General features: G+C 52.6%; 18 protein-coding genes. 10 read left to right on the top strand and 8 right to left on the bottom strand.

Features of this window, described 5'->3' with window-relative positions:
* Positions 1-16 precede the first annotated feature (16 nt).
* Positions 17-661 carry a hypothetical protein gene (locus NXS13_RS01320; protein ID WP_259289244.1) on the top strand — a complete coding sequence of 215 codons (645 nt, stop codon included), beginning with the start codon at positions 17-19 and terminating at the stop codon, positions 659-661.
* A gap of 37 nt (positions 662-698) precedes the next feature.
* Here NXS13_RS01320 and NXS13_RS01315 read toward each other — a convergent pair whose 3' ends face one another.
* Complete coding sequence (locus tag NXS13_RS01315; RefSeq protein WP_259076446.1) at positions 699-2,009, bottom strand: DUF349 domain-containing protein; 1,311 nt, start codon at positions 2,007-2,009, stop codon at positions 699-701.
* A 256-nt stretch (positions 2,010-2,265) separates the two neighbouring features.
* Between NXS13_RS01315 and NXS13_RS01310 the strand changes: the two genes are divergently transcribed.
* From NXS13_RS01310 to dapF, 3 genes are read left to right on the top strand one after another with little or no spacing between them, the layout of a single operon-like run.
* Positions 2,266-2,898, top strand: coding sequence for a hypothetical protein (locus NXS13_RS01310; protein WP_259076448.1), 633 nt, complete (start codon positions 2,266-2,268; stop codon positions 2,896-2,898).
* A gap of 30 nt (positions 2,899-2,928) precedes the next feature.
* Positions 2,929-3,858, top strand: coding sequence for a tRNA (adenosine(37)-N6)-dimethylallyltransferase MiaA (gene miaA, locus NXS13_RS01305; protein ID WP_396124889.1), 930 nt, complete (start codon positions 2,929-2,931; stop codon positions 3,856-3,858).
* Positions 3,859-3,876: 18 nt separating this feature from the next.
* Entirely contained in the window at positions 3,877-4,761 is an 885-nt protein-coding gene (gene dapF, locus NXS13_RS01300) for a diaminopimelate epimerase (RefSeq protein WP_259076450.1), read from the top strand.
* Here the strand turns inward: dapF and NXS13_RS01295 are convergent.
* Together NXS13_RS01295 and NXS13_RS01290 are read right to left on the bottom strand one after the other, a co-directional pair.
* Positions 4,758-5,294: a hypothetical protein gene (locus NXS13_RS01295; protein WP_259076452.1), complete on the bottom strand. Its 537-nt coding sequence runs from the start codon at positions 5,292-5,294 to the stop codon at positions 4,758-4,760. The genes dapF and NXS13_RS01295 overlap by 4 nt on opposite strands.
* A 43-nt stretch (positions 5,295-5,337) precedes the next feature.
* Positions 5,338-6,090 carry a hypothetical protein gene (locus NXS13_RS01290; RefSeq protein ID WP_259076454.1) on the bottom strand — a complete coding sequence of 251 codons (753 nt, stop codon included), beginning with the start codon at positions 6,088-6,090 and terminating at the stop codon, positions 5,338-5,340.
* Between the two features lie 100 nt (positions 6,091-6,190).
* On the opposite strand from NXS13_RS01290, the gene hflX reads away from it, so the two are divergent.
* The 3 genes from hflX (at position 6,191) to NXS13_RS01275 (ending at position 11,454) form a co-directional block, all read left to right on the top strand.
* Positions 6,191-7,729: a GTPase HflX gene (gene hflX, locus NXS13_RS01285; RefSeq protein WP_259076456.1), complete on the top strand. Its 1,539-nt coding sequence runs from the start codon at positions 6,191-6,193 to the stop codon at positions 7,727-7,729.
* A gap of 57 nt (positions 7,730-7,786) precedes the next feature.
* Positions 7,787-9,073 carry a uracil-xanthine permease family protein gene (locus tag NXS13_RS01280; RefSeq protein WP_259289243.1) on the top strand — a complete coding sequence of 429 codons (1,287 nt, stop codon included), beginning with the start codon at positions 7,787-7,789 and terminating at the stop codon, positions 9,071-9,073.
* Positions 9,074-9,705: 632 nt separating this feature from the next.
* Positions 9,706-11,454 (top strand): hypothetical protein, encoded by a 1,749-nt coding sequence (locus tag NXS13_RS01275; protein ID WP_259076460.1) that lies wholly within the window; start codon positions 9,706-9,708, stop codon positions 11,452-11,454.
* 41 nt (positions 11,455-11,495) lie between these two features.
* Here the strand turns inward: NXS13_RS01275 and NXS13_RS01270 are convergent, their stop codons facing one another.
* Entirely contained in the window at positions 11,496-11,759 is a 264-nt protein-coding gene (locus NXS13_RS01270; RefSeq protein WP_259076462.1) for an HPr family phosphocarrier protein, read from the bottom strand.
* A 172-nt stretch (positions 11,760-11,931) separates the two neighbouring features.
* The gene (locus NXS13_RS01265) at positions 11,932-12,897 is read right to left on the bottom strand and encodes a 1-phosphofructokinase family hexose kinase (protein ID WP_259076464.1); all 966 of its coding nucleotides are present in this window, start codon (positions 12,895-12,897) and stop codon (positions 11,932-11,934) included.
* A gap of 394 nt (positions 12,898-13,291) precedes the next feature.
* Here NXS13_RS01265 and ptsP point away from each other — a divergent pair, with 394 nt between their 5' ends.
* A complete protein-coding gene (ptsP, locus tag NXS13_RS01260; RefSeq protein WP_396124686.1) occupies positions 13,292-14,977 on the top strand; it encodes a phosphoenolpyruvate--protein phosphotransferase in 1,686 nt (561 codons plus the stop codon).
* A 44-nt stretch (positions 14,978-15,021) separates the two neighbouring features.
* Here the strand turns inward: ptsP and NXS13_RS01255 are convergent, their stop codons facing one another.
* The gene (locus tag NXS13_RS01255) at positions 15,022-15,801 is read right to left on the bottom strand and encodes a DeoR/GlpR family DNA-binding transcription regulator (RefSeq protein WP_259076466.1); all 780 of its coding nucleotides are present in this window, start codon (positions 15,799-15,801) and stop codon (positions 15,022-15,024) included.
* Between the two features lie 333 nt (positions 15,802-16,134).
* A complete protein-coding gene (gene lexA / locus NXS13_RS01250; RefSeq protein ID WP_259076468.1) occupies positions 16,135-16,848 on the bottom strand; it encodes a transcriptional repressor LexA in 714 nt (237 codons plus the stop codon).
* Positions 16,849-17,226: 378 nt separating this feature from the next.
* Between lexA and NXS13_RS01245 the strand changes: the two genes are divergently transcribed.
* Entirely contained in the window at positions 17,227-17,592 is a 366-nt protein-coding gene (locus tag NXS13_RS01245; protein WP_259076470.1) for a hypothetical protein, read from the top strand.
* A gap of 62 nt (positions 17,593-17,654) precedes the next feature.
* Entirely contained in the window at positions 17,655-18,119 is a 465-nt protein-coding gene (gene nrdR, locus NXS13_RS01240) for a transcriptional regulator NrdR (protein WP_259077094.1), read from the top strand.
* Between the two features lie 45 nt (positions 18,120-18,164).
* Here nrdR and hrpA read toward each other — a convergent pair whose 3' ends face one another.
* Positions 18,165-22,202 carry an ATP-dependent RNA helicase HrpA gene (gene hrpA, locus NXS13_RS01235; RefSeq protein ID WP_259289242.1) on the bottom strand — a complete coding sequence of 1,346 codons (4,038 nt, stop codon included), beginning with the start codon at positions 22,200-22,202 and terminating at the stop codon, positions 18,165-18,167.
* Positions 22,203-22,233: the final 31 nt, after the last annotated feature.

Raw genomic sequence — 22,233 nt, 5'->3', positions numbered from 1 at the left:
TGGCGAGGAGAAATAGGTGTCAGCAGAGCTAGAGAATCTTAGCCCAGCACAATTAGCACTTGAGGAGCGGGAGGCATCACGCATCATCTCCTACCGCCCCTATGGGCCCTACCTCCGGCTTGCCCAATTATTCTTCGCGGTGGGCCTGCTCATACCGCACGCGGGTGATATGCGTGGTTGGCAGGTACTCTTCCTTCGCGCACCATCGGAGGGAATCCGCATCGGGATCGCGGAGCAGGTATTTGTTATTGTCTCCGCCCTCGGTGTGCTCGTCATGGGAGGTCTTCTGTTGACGACGTCTCGCACCATATTCGGCTGGGTGGCCTGGCTGCTGAGCGGAGTCGGTCTTGTTAGTTCCGTCTTCGCCTTGTGGATGCGATTGCAGGATAAAGAAGTAGGAGCGGCTCCAGGGATAGGTCCCGGATTTTATCTAGAGGTCGGATCCGTTATCTTTGCGGTAGTAGTGCTGAGCCTGATTGTGTGGCAGCGTACAGATCGGCAAAAGGAGATCGCCCAGATGCGAGCTGCCCGAGAAAACCTGGATGAAGTGGGATACGCCCAGCGCCAGGCGAGGGTAAATCCAGAGCCGAATCCACTGCTTATTGATGACAGACGACAGCGAGCATCACGCAAACGAAAAATAAGACCGGTAGACGATTAGATAAGCGGCCAAGATGGGTATCTTGGCCGCTTATTATTTAGCGATTTTCAACTGCGCTCAACGCAGCATCTGCCCATTCCTGCCACTGCTGAGCTTGCTCACGCAGTGACTGAGCTTTTTTGGCCTGCCCTTTTTCTTCGGCAGCAGTAGCTTGAGCATTAAGCTCCGTAACTTTGGCACTAAATTGAGCGGCGCGCGCCTGCGCCGCGGGATCGGTGCGCCGCCACTGCTCATCGGCAGCCTGAGTCACGCGCTTTTCCAGCTTGCCGATCTTCTGCTCGAATTCGCGCACCCTATCGCGAGGAACAAATCCGATGGCTTCCCACTTTTCCTGCAATTCTCGCAAGTGAGCTCGAGCCTTATCCAGCCCATTCTCGGGGTTGATCAGCGCATCATACTGATCGAGAAGCTCCTGCTTAGCCTGGGCGTTGTGCTCAAATTCCACATCACGCTCATGGGCCTGGGCATTACGTGCCTCGAAAAAGTGATCCTGGGCGCTCTTAAAAGCCTCCCACAATTTATCGTCAACGTCACGAGGTGCACGCCCAGCAGACTTCCACTCTTTCATCAAATCGCGGAAAGCTCGGGCGGTTTCGCCCCAATCCGTCGAGTCTTTTAATTCCTCTGCACGAGCGACAAGATCTTCTTTGACACGACGAGCTGCAGCGCGTCCTCGATCGAGTTCGGCAAAGTGAGCCCCCCGGCGCCGGTTGAAAGAATCTCGGGCCCGGGAATAGCGTTTCCACAAAGCGTCATCAGTCTTCCTATCGATGCCGCGAATGGTCTTCCACTCATCGAGGATTTCCCGAATCCGGTCACCCGCCTGTTTCCAGTCGGTGGACTTCTCCGCGAGATCCTCCGCCTCCAGGGCGAGCGCCTCCTTGCGCTTGATATTCTCTTCGCGGCGCCGTGCCTTTTCTTCCTTAGCCTTATGTCCTACTTCATCGGCATTTGCAATGGTAGATTTCAGACGATCTTCAAGGGCTGCAAGATCACCGATAACTGCAGCATCTGCGAGACTGGCAAAAAGTTCGTTAGCCTTAGTCTTGATATGCGATGCCTCATTAGGGTGACTGACGAGGCGGTTTTCCAGGTATGCGACCTCAGTTGCAAGATCATCGTATCGCGCCCCATAATGTGCGAGACCCTCAGCAGGAGTACCAGCCTGCCATGAGCCAATAAGACGATCCCCGTGAGCGGTGGTGACATAGGCGCTGCCGTCTTCCTCTACACGACCCCACTGAGTTGGATCGCTCACCGGTGTAGCGGTAACTATTGGTGCCACCGTGGCGGGCTTAGCACCAGCAAGAGTGCCAGGGCGGGGTACGGGTTTAGGGATACTGGTCATGGTCGGTGCCATCCTTTACTTCATGCGATCGTGCCGCGCGACGCGGCTGCCTCAACGGGAAACAACTAGAGAGAGCATCTCCCACTTCACAGAGCGGAGAGATGAAAATGCTCCTGTGATAAACATACCGCTGCAGCCAATGAATGTCATTGCTTGATGATCCCCCAGCTAACCAAGCGGGGGTAGAGAATCTAGCCACTCAGACACGCTAGAATGGTGTGGGAGAAATTTCAACGATCAGTCTCGAGGAAACTCTATGGCAAGCGATTTGATTCTCATTCCGCCTTCTCCGGCCATTATCCCCGGGATCGGTCGCGGTGATGAGCAAGGAGCCTTACTGTACCAGCGGGCGAGGGCAAAGCTCACCGAGCTAGTGACAGGGAAGGCCGCCTCAACTCGCATTGTGTACCGCAAGTGTAGACGTGACTTTACTCGTCACACCGGCAGCTTGCAGGCGTGGGCACCCACCTCGTATCGGGTCAGTTCAGGCCACTATCTACCAGAGATTATCGCTCGACACCTACTTCCATACGAAGAGGCTTCCATCACTCACACGAGTGAGTCTATAGGCCCCCTTTGCGATGGGGAGGTCATTATCCTCATGCTCGACGGAAGCGCCGGCATGACCGAACGCGCTCCTTTAAGTCTGCTACCGCAATCTAGCGCAAGTGATCGCTGGTGCCTCGATCTTCTCCAGGGAAGAAATTTTCGAAGGATCTCGTACAATTTTCTTCTCGAGGCCGGTGTGGAAAACCCCGACCTATGGTTAGAACTGGCCAACTACCGACAGGAATTCCTCAAATCTGAACTCATTCACGTCGACTCCAGCCTGGGAGTAGCGCGCTATGTTGCACATATCAATATCCGTGTGGATACTGCTCTACACTAGGACCTCAAGTATGCAACACGAAGGGATATTATGGCTGCCACTTTGCCTCATCCAGTGGCGATAATCGGGCCTACAGCCTCTGGAAAGTCCAGCCTGAGCATCGCACTTGCCCACCACCTTAATGCAGAGATTGTCAATACTGATTCCATGCAACTCTACCGGGGCATGGATATAGGGACCGCCAAACTCACCGTCGGTGAGCGCGAGGGAATACCGCATCACCTACTTGATATCCTCGATGTCACCGAACGGGCATCGGTTGCGAATTATCAAGCGCGAGCTATCGCCTGTGTAGAAGATATCCAACGACGCGGAAAAACCCCTCTACTCGTTGGTGGGTCCATGCTTTACGTACAATCGCTAATCGACGACTGGCAATTCCCTCCAACCGATCCTGGAGTAAGAGCCTATTGGGAACAGCGCCTCGAAACAGATGGCATTGACCAACTCCACGCCTATCTGCATCACCTCGACCCTGTCGCTGCAGAAATCATCGAAGATAAAGATCCTCGTAGGACCGTTCGCGCCCTTGAAGTCATTGAATTAACTGGTCAACCGTATAAAGCCTCGCAGCCAGATAAAAGCGCCGCGCCGCGCTGGAATACAACCATCATTGGTTTGGCTACCACACCTGAGTGGCTGAACCCACGAATCGAACAGCGCACCCACCTGATGTTCGATCGCGGCTTTGCAGCAGAAGTGGAAAATCTCTACCGCAACCATGGGTTACGAGCTGATTCGACTGCGGGCAGCGCCATAGGTTACTCCCAAATGCTGGAGGTACTCACCGGAAATATGGATCTTGAAGAGGCATGGGAGAAAACTGTGATAGGGACACGGCGATACGTCCGCCGCCAGCGATCGTGGTTCCGTAGAGATCCGCGGGTGCAGTGGATCAAGGCCAGCGGCGATACCCTATCTCAAACCATGGATATCCTAGAAACTATAAGTGCCCCTTAACCGAGAAAGGATCGATCAGTGAATACCTCAGCCCATCTCGTACCTTTTATAAAAGGTCATGGTACGGAAAATGACTTCATAATCGTTGTCGATCCAGCTGCCAGCTTAGATTTAGCCCCCGAGATCATCCAGGCCCTCTGCAACCGGCATTCCGGTATCGGTGCCGACGGGTTGCTGCGCGTTGCTCATGCCGGGGCGCTACAGGAAGGAGGCTATATCTCTGAGCTCGCCGAGGGCATTAACGCAACACACTGGTTTATGGACTACTACAACGCAGATGGATCAGTGGCCGAGATGTGCGGGAATGGACTACGAGTATTCGCCCACGTGCTCAGCGTGGAAGGCCTCGTGGGTACAACCGAATTTACGGTAGGAACACGCGCAGGGGCGCGTCGGGTGCGGGTTTTAGCCGCCGATCCTCACCGTGCGATGGTCAGCGTTGATATGGGATCGGTTCAGGTCCGCGGTCTATCCACGTGTACCGTAGCGGGACAAGCCTTTGCTGGATTAGCAGTGAGCACAGGTAACCCCCATCTTGCCTGTGTGGTACCTGGAATGACGGCAGAGCACCTTAATTCTCTGGAGATGGCGCCACCGGTCTTTGATCGTGATTTTTTCCCCTCTGGTGTGAATGTGGAGATCATTGCGCTCAAACCCGGTGGAGATATCTATATGCGTGTATATGAGCGCGGAGTAGGTGAGACCCGTTCCTGTGGAACGGGAACCGTAGCTGCGGCCGTGGCTGCTCTTGCAGATCGGGGGGATACCACTGGGACGCTGCACGTAGGGGTTCTCGGCGGCGAGGTGACTGTGGAAATTACCGAAGACAGGGCAATTTTGAGTGGCCCTTCGCAGATCGTAGCGCGGGGAACGATCGATCTTAAAGCCTATACTGATCGCTAGGAAGATTTGTAATCAGTGCCGAGCCGTTGGGCAGCGCGGCGTGCCCGTATCCACGACTCTTGCAGTTCGAGGGCTCGGGCATCGGTGATCTTGAGAAGTTCTTCTAGTTGGGTTACCGAGAGGTTGCGGCGCAAACGTGAATCGAGGCGGGAGACGAAGCGCTTGGACGTCTTAGACAAGAAGATAAACTCTGAAATATCGGGCTCCGTACAATCCGAGTCAGCTAGGGCTGGTCTTATGATTGTGCGATCAGCTAGATCGTCTGCCTCCATACCATGTAAGAATTTGTCGTACTCGGCCAATACGTCCTCAATATCCTCTTTCGACAGAGTGATCGAGGACTTCAGGGCCGAGCCCTCCTGATAATTTGGTTGGAATTTAGTAATGAGAAAGACCCCCGCCAGGATGAAGACAGACAGTAAGACTCCCTCGATTTTGAAAAAGAAGATCAACAGTGCACAGCACACCAGCACCACGGGCCACGGCCACGTTGGCTGGGGGTTCCCACCGTCGATTGCTTCTAATTCGCTCATAAGGCCTTCAGATTACAAGATCTCGTCTCTTAGCGTCTAATTATTAATGGCTGCCGCAACCACCGGAGCCGCAGCCGCAACCCCCCGAACTACAGCCCTGAGGAGCGACTACAGATCCCACCAAGAGAGCTTCGCCCGTGATGACGCTGCCCTTCACAGGCAGCTCTGTTTGGTATGGCATGCATAGGTCCAATGCTATCGAAGCATCGATAGTGCAGTGTATGAACTGCTGACCATTGAGGGCGTTACGGCGATACTCGGCTTGCAAGACGCGCGCGCTAAATTTAACAGCGGCTGTTGGAGCAGAGGCAGCTGAGCCAGCGTTAATTACTTCGGCTCCTGGAGATTCGATGTACCCCGATTCACGACCGGAGGCATCGCGATATCTTTGTTCATCTGGGTGTATGACGAGTGTGTGCTCGTCAACCAGCGCCGTGATACCCACTTGTTGCCAGCGCTGTTGTGACTCATCGACCAACAACGGACCTTGAGCGAGATTAACTGTCAGGGTCGTGATCGGAGCGCCGTGGCAATCAACAACCTCCACAAGTGCGAGCACATCATTGATCATCGCGATATGCCCAAAATTCGTGGTCTCGGCTTCAAACCCCGCGAATGTTGCGAAGGGTTCCACAGCTAGGATATTGATCTGAGCCCCAGAGGGGTCGGCGTATTGGATTAATTGTCCGCCGCGAACCTCGCCTGTGACAGAGAGATTATTAGTAGCAATAGCTGCCTCCACGGCATCTTGCCAGTGCTCGTAGTTCAAGCCTAGGGCTTCCAAATCATGACTCATAGGACCCATACTATCCAGTGGGATCGGTCTTTACCATTTTATGAATACCAGTTAAATATTGGCCAAGACTGCCTAGGAAGTGAGACAATGAGTAGTAACGATGAACAATAATAAGAAAAATAACGAAATCGACCACGACGCACTACTCGCCCAAGCTTTCAGCGACCACCAGCAGACAGTACCCACCGAGCCTTCCGGCCACGACCTCACCGGCCTAGTGAGCGCTCAACCTACGGTCGGTGAACTCGATTTGGAACAGCGTAGTTCCTTAAGGCGAATCGGCGGTGAGTCCGAACTCCATGCGACCGACCAAGAAGACGGTTATGACGTCGAGTATCGGAAGCTCCGTCTCGAGCGAGTCATCCTCGTGGGCGTGTGGACCGAGGGCACTACCGCCGAGATCGAAGCAACAATGCAGGAATTGGCAGCTCTCGCAGAGACTGCAGGCTCGCATATCACCGATATGTTCTACCAAAAGCGCGACCGTCCCGACCCCAGTACCTATATCGGCTCCGGTAAAGTTAAAGAACTCAAAGAGATCGTTAATGACACCGGAGTAGATACTGTTATCTGCGATGGTGAGCTAAGTCCCAGCCAGATGATTGCACTAGAGAAAGCTCTCGATGTCAAAGTTATCGACCGCACCATGCTGATTCTCGATATCTTTGCGCAACATGCGAAGAGTAAAGAAGGAAAAGCACAGGTCTCGCTTGCACAAATGGAATATCTGATTACTCGCGTTCGTGGGTGGGGTGGGGCACTATCACGCCAAGCGGGTGGACGTGCAGGCTCCAATGGTGGTGTCGGTCTGCGTGGTCCTGGCGAAACTAAAATTGAAGCCGATCGCCGCCGACTTCGTTCTGATATGGCGAAGCTACGTCGAGAGATCTCTGGGATGAAGACCGCCCGTGACGTTAAGCGCTCACAGCGCCGCGATTCCTCGATCCCCCAGATAGCCATCGCGGGCTATACCAATGCTGGAAAATCCTCGTTGATCAATGCCATGACAGGGGCCGGGGTATTGGTGGAGAACGCCCTCTTCGCCACCCTTGATCCTACCACGAGAAAAGCAGAACTTGGCGATGGTCGCCACGTGGTCTTCACCGACACGGTCGGCTTTGTGCGCCACCTTCCCACGCAGTTGGTCGAGGCCTTCCGATCAACCCTTGAAGAGGTTGTGGAGGCAGATCTGGTCCTCCATGTTGTCGACGGTTCGGATCCCTTTCCGCTCAAGCAGATCGCTGCTGTTAACGAGGTGATCGGTGAAATCGTGCGTGAGCAAAAAGCCGACGCTCCCCCGGAGATCATCGTGGTGAACAAGATTGATCAGGCTGATCCGTTGGTTCTCGCTGAATTGCGACATGCGCTCGACGATGTTGTCTTCGTCTCTGCCAAAACTGGTGAGGGTATTCCAGCGTTAGAAGCTCGAGTTGAGCTTTTCCTCAACTCCCTCGATGCCCATGCCGAGCTGCTCATCCCCTATACCCGTGGCGATATCGTCTCTAAGCTGCACCACCTGGGAACAGTGCTGCAGGAATCCCACACCGAAGAGGGAACGAGGATGGACGTTCGCTTACCTCAGTCTATGGCCAACCAGTTGGCGGAGTTCCAGATCGCCTCTGCGGAAGGTCATGCCTAGAGCCTGGTTGGGGGAGAAATTTACAAAACGTCATATGCCGTTGGATAATAAGCCTTTGTGAGTAAATCTACCCTGGGCTGGGCCCTCCACGGAGACGGCAAGACAATTCAACCTGGTGCAGTTGTAGCACCTGAAGAGCGACTTAGTTGGGGTCGCACCATCGGGATCGGTATGCAGCATGTGATCGCCATGTTTGGCGCTACGCTCTTGGTGCCTACCCTTACTGGTTTCCCCGTTAATACCACTTTATTGTTCTCAGGTTTGGGGACAATGATCTTCCTTTTGGTCACCAGGAATCGCCTGCCTTCCTATTTAGGCTCGTCGTTTGGCTTTATCGCGCCCCTCATGGCGAGCCAATCCGAGGGGATCGCAGTGCAGTTAGGTGGCGTATTCGCTGCCGGTATCGCCCTCATCGCGGTGGGTTTTATTGTTAAGGCGATGGGTAAGCAGGTCATCGATATGGTGATGCCGCCGGCTGTCACGGGAGCGATCGTGGCTCTCATAGGTCTCAATCTTTCACCAGCAGCCGTCAATAATTTCCAAGAGCAGCCAGTGGTGGCATCAGTCACCCTGGCTGCAATTTTATTTTGCACGGTTGCTGGTCGCGGAATGATCGCGCGGTTGGGAATCCTTCTAGGTGTCATTATCGGCTGGTTATTTGCAGCCATAAGTGGCAATCTTTCGGAGGGGGCCCGCGAGACTATAGCTGCGGCACCATGGGTTGGTTTGCCACAATTTCATACGCCGCAGTTTACCGCTTCCGCAATCCTTATTACCCTACCGGTGGTCATTGTCCTCATCGCTGAGAATGTCGGTCATGTTAAAGCAGTCAGTGAAATGACTGGACGCGACCTCGACGACCTTGCGGGTGATGCTCTTATTGCTGATGGAATTGGTACCACCCTAGCTGGCGGCTTCGGTGGTTCCGGTACTACTACTTATGCCGAAAATATTGGTGTTATGGCTGCTACCAGGGTGTATTCAACAGCTGCGTATTGGATTGCGGCACTTACTGCCGTGATTCTAGCCTTCATTCCAAAATTTGGTGCTTTAATCTTCACGATTCCTGTCGGTGTTCTCGGTGGGGCAGCATTGGTGCTCTACGGTCTCATCGGCATGTTAGGCGTGCGAATTTGGCAAGACAATCATGTTAACTTTAACAATCCGGTTAATCTAACCGCCGCCGCTATCGCCTTGGTCGCAGGCATTGGTAATCTCACCCTTCCGATATTTGGAGTAGAACTAGAAGGCATAGCGTGGGGTTCTGTTGGCATTATTATCATCTACCCGCTATTGAAACGGGTGTATACTACCTTGGGCGAAGGCCAGAACGCACAGTTCTGAGCTGTGTTTTGATATTAGTCTTCCAACTTCTAACCCCTTGAGCTTACCCTTGGGGTCTTCCTGTCCTATACCCCGAGCCTGCTGTCGCGGCTGATTTTATTCCTCGATCCTGAGATAAATCCTGGACCCAATCGTGATCATGGCGGATATCCTTAGGGGCGACGCATGTGTAGGTGGAGTTTTGTCTCTCTTTTCTCTTGAAAAATAGGCCTTGGATAGAGGGATCGATGCGATCGTGTTGGTATATGCTGTGCTCCGCCGGCTAGTTGTCGGCTATCTACGAAAGTGGTCGCGCATATTTAGGCATGGGGTGACCCAGGATAAGTCGCACCTATTTTTCCATGTTCTATTTCTGCTGGTTACCACGGCAGATCTGGCTGTTATAGTTGGCAGGGGATTAAGTGGATCATCAGGATTAGCAAGGCCGAATGCACCGATAGGCGCTCTAGGGACTTTATAGAAGTTAGGGATATTTAAGGCAGGGTGTGCTGGAGCGTCCCTTGTATAGTCTGTTGACAATAGGCGAGGGGAGAGGTGCCAGCGCTCATATTTTATGTGCCAGATATTGTGCATCTCGTTCCTTGGGCAGCCTCCTTTAATATCGCAGTGAAAATCTTGCTACCTTATACGATATGAGCGAAAACTATCTCGAGAAAATCCACCAATTGGTTGCTGATGCTCAGGACTCCACCCGGGCGCTGGAAACCTCCAACGAGGAACAGGTTTTCGCGGAAGAATCTAAGGACGCGCAACTGCGTCGCCAACAAGCAGTGGAGGCCTGGCATCTGGTTGTTGACGCTTGTACGATCGCACTCAGCGATGACGAATATTTCGGGGAGCACAGTGGCTACGGATTCGAGGTGCCAGAGCCCACTCTGCAGGTACTGAAGATGCGCAATATGGCCTTTATACATATCCAACACCTCAAACAGCAGGAATTTGAGGTCACGGTGGATATCGCACTCATGCGTAGTCTGCTTGATGCCGCCGTGGAGCTATACAACAATTATCACCAAACGGAGCAGTTTGAGCTACGCATGATCCTCGTAGAGTTGGAATTGATGTTGTGGCGGCTAGCAGATGTGGATCTTATTCGCACTGTCCTCGACGAACACGCTCATGGTCTAGAGCAGCAATGGAATGGCGAACCTGAGCAATTTTTTATCCATGTGGACTTTTTCCGAGCCCTCAAACTGTCCTCGGGGCGCTCTATTGAGCGGGCGCGAGCGTTGGCTATTTTTGCCCGGAGATATCCCGAATTTGGAAATGAAACGAGTCTCGATCTCGTATTCGCAGCATTCCAAATCAGTATCAGTGATTTTATGGCACAACCCACCAAGGAAACAGCGGAGATCCTGTTACTGTGTTCCGAAGCTATCTCCCTGTGGGACACACTTTCGCAAGAATTCGCGCAATCTTTGGCAATCCGCAATTCCGTGGCGACAATCGCCAAAATGAGAACTCAGCTCTTCCTTGAGGAATTTCTTGAGGCTCAAGACGAGGAGATGATTGCCGAAAACCACATAGAGATTTCGGTCCTCAGACTGCATATGATGATCAGCGAAGCTGCGGAAATTGAGCTCGAGGCCAGCAATGAGTCTAATGCTTTAGTCGACGCCACGGATGAGTTCATTGGACTTATTGAGGAGACTGAAGTCTACGAGCCACTTATGATCAAAGTTCTCTACGACGTGAGTAACAAACTCATGAGCGAGGGATTCCTGCGCGCTGGGGCGCGCCTGGGAGCAGCGATTGAACCTTTACTCCGCGGTCATATGGATCTCATTCCGCCCATTTTCCATGCCCCCCTGCGGATGCTAATGATAAACAGTGCAATCATCTCCCGCGTCGACCTTCAACGCGCCTTAGGATTAATTGGGGAGATGCGTCTGGAATTAGAGATGGCAGAGTTCTCAGACGAGTTCTATTCCACATCCACTAATTTGGCAACCACTCAAGCCACCGAAATCCTCGATGATCTTGAGCTCGCTGTTTACTATCTGCTGATTAACACCGAAAACGAAGACGCGGTGACCGCCCAGGGCGTTAGCGCTGCAGAAATTCAGGTGATCAAAGGCCTCGACACAAAGCTTTCCAGCCTTGAGGAAGCACAACGTTTAAGAGACCGCGGAGCTTTTGAACCAGCCTTAGAAATCCTAGAACAGGGTGGGGCTCTCATGGGCGAGCAACGCATAGGCGGTTTGCAAACCTTGGGCGCGCAAGCGACCCAACTTCAAGGTGAGCTGCAAAAGGCTCGTGTCAGTCAAGGGAAAAAGGTGCCGAAGGTCGCAAAAAATACAATAACCGAGGGGGTAAAACGGAACTTCTTCAATAGGGAGCCTGCACTGCAGCTCTTGAGGAAATTCCTCAGGCGCAAATAAAAAACGCGGGCTCATAGTGACCCGCGTTTGTTCGATATGCCCTAGGCGTCGAGATCTTTTTCGATCAAGGCAGCGATTTTCTCTACGGCTTCAGGGTTTTCCGAAACAACCGTAACTTTGTCACCCTTCTCTGCGCCGAGGGCCATAATCATCAACGAGGACGCAGCGTCAGTTTCGTCATCGTCTTCGCCTTCAATGCTTAGGAAGATGTCCTCATCAAATTCACCAGCAGCCTCGGCAATGATGGAAGCAGGGCGGGCATGTAGGCCGACTGCGGAGCCGACAACAACGGTCTTAGAAGCCATAGGAATGGATCCTTTCAGTAAAAGTGGACGCATAACGTGCCCACCGGGTCATTAAACTCATTCTCTTGTATTAACTCAGAGCTATACGTAGCTGCGACGTTAGAAGTCGCAATTCAAGAGTCAAACTTGATTCTAGGCAATTATCGACGCTTGTGCTACCTAAGTGGGTCTTTTAAGTCCATTGGCTAATCTTTATGCGCTCCGGATGTACTCCAGCGGGGTCTGGTATCTCGGTCCCTGGCAAAGAAGCGGCGGCGCAGCCATAAGCGGTCGCCAAAGCTAGAGAGTCGGGGTAAGACAGCCCCCTAGTACGCCCCATGAGATAACCCGCCAGAGCGCAGTCACCCGCGCCGACCGTCGAGCGCACATTGATATGTGGCGCCTTAGCGAAAAATATGCCGCTTTCTGTAGCCAATATTGCTCCTGCTGCTCCGAGAGTGATCAATAGTTCCTTGACGCCGCGCTTGAGAATCTTCTGTGAAGACAAGATGATAGGTTCGATATTGTCGTCGAAGGCCTTTTTTTCCAGCATTTCCCCGGGTATTCCGATAATCTGGCCGAGTTCGAAACTATTGGGGGTGAGAAGGTCAGGCGCCGCTATCAGGAGGTTGTCGCTAACCGACTGCAAGGGAGCATCCGACGTATCAACAGCGATGTTGAGATGAGGGAATTCACCTTTGATAAGGGTGATGAGCTCCGTATAGAAAGACGGCGAGGTCCCAGGCGGCAGCGATCCGGCCAGTACCACCCAACTCGCATGATCAAGGGTGTTCAGCAGCAGGTCTACCAGTCGCAGTTGATCTCGCCTATTGAGGGATGCACCCTGGCCATTCAGCTTTGTCGTTATGCCCTTCGGGGAAGAAAGCGTGGTATTAACTCGTGTAGAACCTAAAGTTTCGAGGTTTCGGTAGGGGATCCCGGTCTGCCTGATGAGGGGGAGGAGCGGGTCAGATTTCGAACAAGGGAAAACTGCCAGAGTTCGGCGATCGGCCTTGAAGATAGCGTGGGATACGTTAATCCCTTTGCCTCCAGCTGAACTGAGTGACGTTTCCATGCGGTGCACTCCACCTGGACGCAGCTCGTCGTTTAGCAGAAAAGTTGTATCTATGCTCGGGTTGGTAGTGAGGGTGACGATCACAAAAATTACTGGCTTTCATCGAAGGCACCATGGCACAAAGCCGGGTTGCGCGTATGAAGAACAGGACAAAACGCTTTCCGTGTGGTGCTATGAGGGGCACCTGAACCGTTGCGGATCCCGCAACCTAGCTCATGGCTGAAATATCTCATAGTTGATACGGAGTTGATATCCAGCCATCGAAGCTAAGGTGCAGCTCAGTGACGCGCTGCTGAGAGGATAACAGGATCTTCCTTGAAGAGTAAGCCTTATTATTTTTAGATGTCAATTAAAACCCAACAAAGAGGGTGAGTTTTGACGCCCGAATGTGTGAATCGTATTGCTTTTTTGGGATTTTTGTGGTGTTCTGGGTTTGTTAGCTATGTAAAAGTGAGGATGAATTATATTGACAAGCGATGTGACTGGTAACACGAAATATAAAGGTACTGGTGTGGTAGGGGGTGTCCGCTACGCGAAGGCTGTATGGATCAGCGCCCGCCCCGAGCTGCCCAAAGAGTCTCCCCAGCTTGCCGAAGATCTTCGGGCGCCAGAGGTAGAGCGCTTCGCTGGAGCTGCCGATATTGTGGCCGGACGCCTACTCAGGCGCTCGGAGCATGCCGTGGGCGACGCCGCTGCTGTACTGAAGGCTACCGCAGGTATGGTAAACGACCGTGGCTGGCGCAAGCTAGTGACCAAGGGAATCAAGGGTGGACACACCGCGGAGTACGCTGTGATGGCTGCCACCGATAAATTTGTGTCCATGTTTGAAGCCGCTGGTGGTCTTATGGCCGAGCGCACCACGGACCTGAAGGATATTCGCGATCGTGTAATCGCGGAGCTTCGCGGTGAACCAGAGCCTGGGCTCCCCGATGTCGATGAGCGCGTGGTGCTATTCGCCGATGATCTTTCTCCAGCAGATACCGCGGCGCTTGATACTAAATACTTCGTCGGTTTAGTCACGGAATTAGGCGGTCCTACCTCTCATACTGCCATCATTGCACGCCAGCTCAACGTGCCGTGCATTGTCGCAGCTGGATCAGAAATCACCGATATCAAAGCCGGAACGCACGTACTGGTGGACGGTTACCTGGGAACTATCGAGGTAGAGCCTCATCCGGAGACTGCTCAAGCAGCAGAGCGCAAGTCGGATGAATTAGCTGAGTGGGTCTCCAAGTGGCGAGGTCCGGCACAAACCAAGGACGGCTATGCTGTTCAGCTGTTGGCCAATGTGCAAGACGGTAAAGCCGCTCGCATTGCAGCTGAGGAATCACAAGCTGAGGGAGTCGGTCTATTCCGAACTGAGTTGTGTTTCCTGAATGCCACCGAAGAACCAAGTGTTGATGAGCAAGCCGACATTTACCGAAAGGTCCTCGAACAGTTCCCGGACTCCAAAGTAGTTGTACGCACCTTGGATGCTGGTTCTGATAAGCCTATAGCTTTTGCATCCCTTATTGACGAGACTAACCCAGCTCTGGGCGTTCGTGGTTTGCGCATCGCCTTGTCTAATGAATCACTGATGACCCGTCAGCTCGACGCTATTGCACAAGCTGCTCGTGAACTAGGCCGTGACGAGTCCGCTCCGACGTGGGTAATGGCTCCAATGGTAGCCACAACTCGAGAGGCCAAGTGGTTCTCAGATTTGTGCCGCGAGCGTGGCCTCGTCGCAGGTGCCATGATTGAGGTTCCGGCGGCTGCCCTTATGGCAGATAAAATCATGCAGTATCTAGACTTCGTCTCCATTGGCACCAATGATCTGACACAGTATACGATGGCCGCCGACAGGTTGTCTCCTCAGCTCGCCTATCTCACGGATCCATGGCAGCCAGCCGTGCTGCGTTTGATCGATCTCACGTGCAAGGAAGGCCAGCGGACGAATACCGCTGTTGGCGTTTGCGGTGAGGCAGCAGCAGATCCCATGCTTGCATGCGTGCTCACCGGTTTAGGTGTGAACTCGCTATCAACCGCTGCGACAGCTATCGCCGGAGTGGGTGCACAGCTAGCAGCCGTTGATTTTGAGACCTGCCAGAGAGCTGCTCAGGCTGCTCTCCACGCAGACGGTGCTAAGGATGCCCGCGCCAAGGTGCGTGACATCCTCGAAGGTTAGAACTAATCCCGCTAGTAGCTATGACTAGCGGGATATTTTTGTGCCTAGTCTGCGATTACTACCTCTATATTGTTTTCCTTCAGTGCTTTTACAAAGGATTCGGGGGCATTGGAATCAGTGATGATAACATCGATATCTGCAATTGAACCAAAGCTCACGAGATAATCTGTACCCATTTTAGTCGAGTCGCACAGGACGACGATCTTGCGTGCATTGGTGATCATGGCGGATTTAATAGCAGCCTCTTGCGCGTCCGCTGTCGAGAGACCGTGATCAAGAGTGAGGGCATTAGTCCCTATAAACGCAACCTCAGCACGCAGCAGTGCGAGGGTTCTTAGTGCGGTATCACCGACAACTGCCTGGGTAATTGAGCGAACGCTGCCTCCGAGTAGCTGGATTTCGTCGAGACCTGAATTGGCCAAATTAAGAGCAATGGACAAAGAATTAGTGACGATCGCCCATTGCTTGGCTTGGGGTTGTAGCGCGATGATATCTGCCAGGGCTGCTGTTGTTGTACCGGCATCAAGGAATATTCCTCCCTGTGAAGGCGGAAGGAATCTGACCGCTGCTTGTGCGATGGAATTTTTTGCCCCCGAGGCCGAACGGGCTCGGGTATCGAGGGGATATTCAGTGGTTTGAAAAGTCTGGTTCGCCACCGCGCCTCCGTGGACCCGGTGGACGACACCCTCGCGATCTAAAACCGCAAGATCACGTCTGATTGTCTCGGCAGTGACATTAAAGCGTGCGGCTAATTCGGTGACGTTAACTCGTCCTTCCACAGCGGTAAGAGAAGCAATTTGGCGGCGGCGTTCTTCTGAATACATGGTCTCAATCACTCCTCATATTGCCCCGAGCATGTGCGGCGGGTGCCCTAGAAACGGGCATAGGCCTGCGAGAAATGATGCCCGTTTTCTTTTTGTTTGGAAAATTCCTCCCTTTATTCTTGCATGTTTATGTGGGGAAAATCAGAAGTGGCCGTGCGATCACGACCTAAAAACCACACCTATACCTCTACGAGGCCGCTCAAATTGACTCATCTAGCTGGGGAAAAACTGATAAACACACTAGTTCTTTGTTTATGTTGTTTCCTGTGATTTCACTGACAATTCCGTTTCGGGGGTAATGTTTGTACCCCCGCAGGGTTCGGGCGGTAGTTCCTAAAAGGTGCGAAATACCGAGACGACCTTTCCCAAGATTTCGGTTTCGGGAGTTGCGGGGATGGGGTCGAAGACTGGGTTGTGTGGCAGCAGCCAGATGCCGGTTCGATCTTTTCTGAACTCCTTGACCGTAGCTTCCCCATCGATCATAGCCGCCACAAACTCGCCGTTATTGGCAACAGGCTGAGATCGGATGATGATATAGTCGCCGTCCAGTATTCCGGCGTCTTGCATGGACTCGCCAACGACCTGGAGCATGAAGAGGTCGCCATCACCTACAAAATCTTTGGGTACAGGGTAGTAGGTGTCGATATTTTCCTCGGCTAGAATCGGGTTGCCTGCCGCAATCGCCCCGACGAGCGGTATATAGGAAGTATGTGCACGATCACTCTCGTCTTGAACACTGATGGGTTGAGAATCCTTCTTGGCGGCAGTGCGCTGTGGAGAGAGGTTGACCTTGATATCAACAGCACGCGGCTTATTTGCATCCCTTTTTATATAGCCCTTGCGCTCGAGCTCTCTGAGTTGATAGGCAACAGAGGAAGTGGACTGCAAGCCAGTGGCATCCCCAATTTCTCGGATGCTGGGCGGGTAGCCGCGCAGAACCAGAGCGTCGTTGATGACTTGGAGGATGGTCTCCTGGCGCTTTGATAATTTCTCCCGAGCTAGAGTGCCAGAAATTTTGGTTGCGTCGGAGGTCTTCTTGGAGGCCATAATGCGCTTTCCTTGAGTGGGTTGGTCCTCGCGAGTTGACTCGCCAAGGTATTCGATTATTTAGTTTAGGGCACCGTGTTCGATTGTGCGAGTTTAGATGTAAAGAACTCCGAATTATTAGAACGCACTTACTATTTGCGCGATAGTGTTCGAAAAATCTGCGCCCACCCAAGGCGTTCCTGAGCAGCAAAAAAATGAGATTTCACACTTGTATATTGACATATCTCTCGAACATGAGCATAATTCGAACATAGTTGCTAAATGGATAGTATTGAGCCCCGCTTTGGATCTGTGGGGACGTTAAATTCGAACATAACTGTTAGAAATAGATCATGAGTCCAGACCCGGTGATTTTAGCGAGATATAAGGAGCCACACCATGACGATATTAGAACCATTGAACAAGGCAGATGCTGTTATGGTTCCTCCGGCTGAGGTTTGGGATGGAGGAGCTATTCGATCGCTCACGCATAGTAGTAGCGGACCTCGTTATATACGCACGTTGTCTTATTCGCTCGTATCCAACCCCTTCGAGCATGAGCCGCAGCGCGGTACAACCTATCCGGAGATAGTTTCTCACGACGAAGGTGATAGCGCTTGGAAAAATTATATTGCGGGTGGCATCTTTGGTCTTTTCATATTCTTCGGACTGCTCGTCGCTAACGACGAGGGGGCTAGTAGCCAACCCGACGGGGAAAGTGCATATGCCGTCGCTTCCTATTCCTCGATTCCGCTGGGTGGTTAAATCGGGGCGGTCTATGATGTAGGTAAATATCGCTTTTTATCCGAAAAGGTATGAGTACGACTATGCACTGCCCCTTCTGTCAATATGAGCAATCAAAAGTGATCGACTCTCGGGTCGCCGAATCTGGTGCGGCGATTCGACGCCGGCGCGAGTGCATGTCGTGTGGCGGGCGCTTTACCACGGTAGAAAAAGCTCAACTACTCGTGATGAAGCGGAACGGCCTCACTGAACCCTTTAGTAGGGAAAAGGTGATTGTTGGAGTTCGAAGAGCATGCCAGGGGCGCGATGTGGGCGATGATGCTTTGAAGCTTCTTGCGCAGCAAGTGGAGGCCACTGTCCGGTCGCACGGTTCCTCGCAGATTCACGCCAATGATATTGGTTTGGCTATTCTCGATCCACTGCGAGAACTCGATGAGGTGGCCTATCTTCGATTTGCTTCGGTTTATAAATCGTTCGAATCAGCTGCCGACTTTGAGGCTGAGATTCGCCTGATGCATCGCCGCGAGCGCGAGGCTGAAAACAACTAAAAAGATCCAAGGGATGGAGGGAGTATGCCCCCATCCCTTTTAAATTTATGTCAGGCGAGTGATAGCTTTACTAATTTTTGCTTCTGAGACCTTTTCCGCTGTGCCTAATCGCTGAGCAAAGAAACTGACGCGTAACTCCTGGATGAGCCACTGAATATCTTTGACCTCACGTGACCGTCGCCGCGCTGGGGGGAGGTTCTCGATGCGAAGTGATAACTGATCTTCAAGCTTTTCAATTCGATGCTGATACTCTGCATCTCGATCGGGGTTGGCCGCCATATCATCGAGCCGATATTGCATGGCTTTGAGATACCGGGGAAGGTGTCGCAGACGTCTTATCCCATAAATCGTTAGCGCTTGTGCTGGTAGCAAGAACGCTAATTGCTTCCTCATATCCTCGATGGCCTCGCCGGTCCAGTTGTGTAGCTCTGCAGAAACAGCCAAGTATTCGACCAGTCCTGGTGCAATATCTACAATCATCCTGCGCACCCTAGACGGAGCATCATTTCTGATGAGAGCCTCTAATTGCTGGTATCTCTCTGGGTCTCGCACCGGGCCACCGTGATCGATAAGTGCATCTCGAATTGCTGCGATACGAGCATCGTTGACGAGTCCGTGCGAACCTCCATGGGGATAATTCTCCACCGCTACCCGTTGCTTGAGACTAAGTCCATTAAGCATCCTTTGATCGTTGACGTTAATGGCCCGCATCAACAGGGTCATCGTACTGGTCATCATCGCCTGCTCAGCTTCGGCCCGGGTGCCCATCGCCTGAATAGCTACGCCCTTTTCAGTAACTACTAATGCGGGATAGGTGGTCACGGGCAGTCCGTCGACCGTGGCAGCCGCTTCCTCGGCGATAGTTCCTAAAGTGTCGGCAGCCCACGTCTGTGAAATGCGGGTATTGACGTTTTGGGAAATATTTGCCACGGAGGACTTGATTTGATCCGAACGCCGCTTTTTTAGACGAGTGAGATTGCGGTCGTGATCAATGACCTTCCCGCGACGATCGATCGCGGCGTAATTCACTTTGAGGTGATCAGGAACTTTTTCCCAATCAAATGCGCTAGGGCTTAAACCTTGGGCACCTAACTTTCCTAGTTGCTCTGATAACTGTGCGGTTAACGGAGTAGAAAGTCTGGCATCAAGGAGGGGGAGAACTTTTTTCGCAAACTCTGGAGCTGGAACGATTTGTCGCCGCAGAGGTTTGGGTAGCGATCTGATTAATTCAGTGATGAGCTCTTCGCGTAGACCAGGAACAAGCCACTGAAATGGATCTGGGTCGAGTCCAGCCAGCAGCGGCACCGGGACATAAACCGTGAGGCCATCATTATGGCTGCCGGGATCGAACTCGTAACTGAGTTCCAGCTTCATATCTTTAAGGTGCCAGAAGCTTGGGTAAAGGTCCTCGGTGATATCGCGGGCTTGTTCGTTGACCAAATTCTCGGGATTGAAGTCTAAAAGATGCGGATTTTTCGCCCGATTCCGCTTCCACCAATTATCAAAAGAGCGCCCCGAAGCAATATGTTCAGGGATTCGTTGCTCGTAGAAATCGAAGAGCGTGTCTTCGTCCACGACGATATCGCGTCGGCGAGCGCGGCTTTCGATGTCCTGTGCGCGGTCAAGTTTTTCCCTATTCTCGTGGAAGAAAGAATGGTGAGTGGTCCATTCGCCCTGTACCAGAGCGTGGCGAATGAAGATATCCCGGGCAGCTCGCAGATCAACTCGGTGATAGGGGACAAGCCGGTCGATGACAACAGGAACTCCGTAGAGAGTGGACTTTTGGTACGCCATCGCTGCCGTCTTTTTTGCCGACCAGTGCGGCTCCGAATACTGATGCTTGAGAAGCGGGCCACCTAATTTTTCCACCCACCGTGGATCTATTTCCGCAACATCGCGGGCCCAGAGACGCGACGTTTCTACGAGTTCGCCAGCCATCACGCACGGCGCCTTCGAAGAACTGAGCGCGGATCCGGGGAAAATCATGAACCGAGTATTGCGGGAGCCTCGGTATTCTTTGCTGTCCAGCTCTCGTATACCGATATGGGAGAGAAGACCCGATAATAGAGATTGGTGCAAGGCATCAGTCTGATTTTGGTCTATGAGCAAGTCGTGTGACTGAGAAAGTCCCTGCTTTTTTCCCCGAACAAAATCACTGAGCTCCTGCACAGTAGAAAGGTTCCACCCTAATTGGGAGCAGATATTTATCAGCTGGTGAACTAAGTCAAACCATTCTCTAATGCGCATATAGTTGAGATATTCTCGGGATACACGCTTGCGGAATTGGTTGCCAGATAATTCTTGGCGAATCGTTGCCAGATATTCCCACAGATTGAGATAGGTCGAGAAGTCGGATTTCTTATCTTTAAATCGGGCATGGAGTTGATCCGCCTGAGCTTGGCTGTCGAGGGGACGCTCGCGAATTTCTTGGATACTCATGGCGGCTACGACGATCAGGGCCTCTTTCAGGCACCCCAGTTTATACGCTTTAACGAGCATACGGGCCATACGTGGGTCGAGCGGGATGCGAGCCACGTCTCGACCAATTGGGGTAAGTTTATAGCTCCCATTTGCTGTTTCCGTCTGTTCGAGGGCGTTGAGTTCATGCAGCAGCAATACTCCGTCCCGGATGGCCTTGGTATCGGGGGCTTCGATAAAAGGGAAGTCCTCGATATCGCCAAGGTTGAGAGCTGACATTTGGAGAATAACGCTGGCTAGATTCGTTCTCAGAATTTCAGGATCGGTAAATTCGGGGCGAGATTGGAAATCCTGCTCCGAGTACAGCCGTATAGCTACACCGTCGGCTACACGTCCACATCGGCCGGATCGTTGGTTAGCGGAAGCCTGGGATATCGGTTCTATTGGCAGCCGCTGGACTTTGGTGCGGACCGAATATCGCGAGATTCGTGCTGTGCCAGTGTCAATCACGTAGTGAATCCCTGGAACTGTGAGGGATGTTTCGGCGATATTGGTTGCTAAAACTATGCGCCTGATGGAATGTGGGCTAAAGACCTTGTGTTGCTCATTATTAGATAGGCGTCCGAAGAGCGGAACGACCTCTACACGTGGCCACCCTCGGCCCTCAATTGCCTCGAGTGCTTCTCGGATATCGGCCTCGCCGGCGAAGAAACATAGGATATCGCCCTCACCGTAGCCCATAAGTTCCTCGATAGCGAGAAGAAGCCCATCGAGAGGATCCACTTCTACCGTTCGATCTGCTTCGACCAATTCCAAGGGGCGGTAGAGAATGTCCACGGGGTAGATTCGCCCCGATACCTCAATAATGGGTGCGGGCTTATCAGGCGAGGGTCCAAAATGACGCGCGAAGCGTTCGGGATCAATGGTTGCGGAGGTGATAATCACCTTAAGGTCTGGGCGCTTAGGCAAAAGCTGTTTGAGATAGCCGAGCAGGAAGTCAATATTGAGACTCCGCTCGTGTGCCTCGTCGATAATGATGGTGTCGTAGTTGTTGAGATAGCGGTCTCGTTGCATTTCGGCCAGCAAGATACCGTCCGTCATCAGTTTGACAGCGGTCGCTGGCCCAACCGAATCGTCGTAGCGGATGGCATAACCCACGGTTTCGCCTACACGTTGGCCGAGTTCTTGGGCTATTCGTTCCGCTACGGTTCGTGCTGCTAGTCGACGGGGCTGGGTATGCCCGATGAGCCCCCGTCGCCCGCGCCCTAAATCTAGGCATATTTTGGGCAATTGCGTGGTTTTACCTGAGCCAGTTTCGCCAGCGATAATAACGACCTGGTGATCGCGGATCGCTGCCGCTATATCGTCTCTACGGCCGGAAACAGGAAGGCTAGCAGGGTAGACAATGTCGGGTACGAGCATACTGCGCGAATGGACGAGTTTTTCGGCGCGGGTGATATCATTCTCGATCGCACAAAGGGCCTTCAGGCTGCGTGCTTTTTTAAGTCTGATACCAAAAACTCGGGCATCACTTAGGCTCACATTATCCAAGCGAGCTCGAAGCGTATCTCTTAGCTGCGAGTGCGCTGGATCTAGCTGTGTCTGATTGCGTCGCCGGCGACCTCGCTGATTTGTGTTGTGGTCATGTGATGTAGGTATAGACATAGTTGCTAAATCACTTTAGTGTATGGAAAGG

Source organism: Corynebacterium sp. ES2730-CONJ (assembly GCF_024834055.1).
Lineage (GTDB): Bacteria > Actinomycetota > Actinomycetes > Mycobacteriales > Mycobacteriaceae > Corynebacterium.
This window is presented reverse-complemented; position numbering and strand designations above follow the sequence as displayed.

What these genes read in the sequence shown, in the direction of transcription:
- miaA (WP_396124889.1), top strand. Translation starts at nt 2,929, where the DNA reads ATGGCTGCCACTTTGCCTCATCCAGTGGCGATAATCGGGCCTACAGCC.
- NXS13_RS01290 (WP_259076454.1), bottom strand. Translation starts at nt 6,090, where the DNA reads ATGAGTCATGATTTGGAAGCCCTAGGCTTGAACTACGAGCACTGGCAA.
- NXS13_RS01295 (WP_259076452.1), bottom strand. Translation starts at nt 5,294, where the DNA reads ATGAGCGAATTAGAAGCAATCGACGGTGGGAACCCCCAGCCAACGTGG.
- NXS13_RS01315 (WP_259076446.1), bottom strand. Translation starts at nt 2,009, where the DNA reads ATGACCAGTATCCCTAAACCCGTACCCCGCCCTGGCACTCTTGCTGGT.
- NXS13_RS01275 (WP_259076460.1), top strand. Translation starts at nt 9,706, where the DNA reads ATGAGCGAAAACTATCTCGAGAAAATCCACCAATTGGTTGCTGATGCT.
- lexA (WP_259076468.1), bottom strand. Translation starts at nt 16,848, where the DNA reads ATGGCCTCCAAGAAGACCTCCGACGCAACCAAAATTTCTGGCACTCTA.
- NXS13_RS01310 (WP_259076448.1), top strand. Translation starts at nt 2,266, where the DNA reads ATGGCAAGCGATTTGATTCTCATTCCGCCTTCTCCGGCCATTATCCCC.
- NXS13_RS01270 (WP_259076462.1), bottom strand. Translation starts at nt 11,759, where the DNA reads ATGGCTTCTAAGACCGTTGTTGTCGGCTCCGCAGTCGGCCTACATGCC.
- hflX (WP_259076456.1), top strand. Translation starts at nt 6,191, where the DNA reads ATGAACAATAATAAGAAAAATAACGAAATCGACCACGACGCACTACTC.
- NXS13_RS01245 (WP_259076470.1), top strand. Translation starts at nt 17,227, where the DNA reads ATGACGATATTAGAACCATTGAACAAGGCAGATGCTGTTATGGTTCCT.
- hrpA (WP_259289242.1), bottom strand. Translation starts at nt 22,202, where the DNA reads ATGTCTATACCTACATCACATGACCACAACACAAATCAGCGAGGTCGC.
- nrdR (WP_259077094.1), top strand. Translation starts at nt 17,655, where the DNA reads ATGCACTGCCCCTTCTGTCAATATGAGCAATCAAAAGTGATCGACTCT.
- NXS13_RS01255 (WP_259076466.1), bottom strand. Translation starts at nt 15,801, where the DNA reads ATGTATTCAGAAGAACGCCGCCGCCAAATTGCTTCTCTTACCGCTGTG.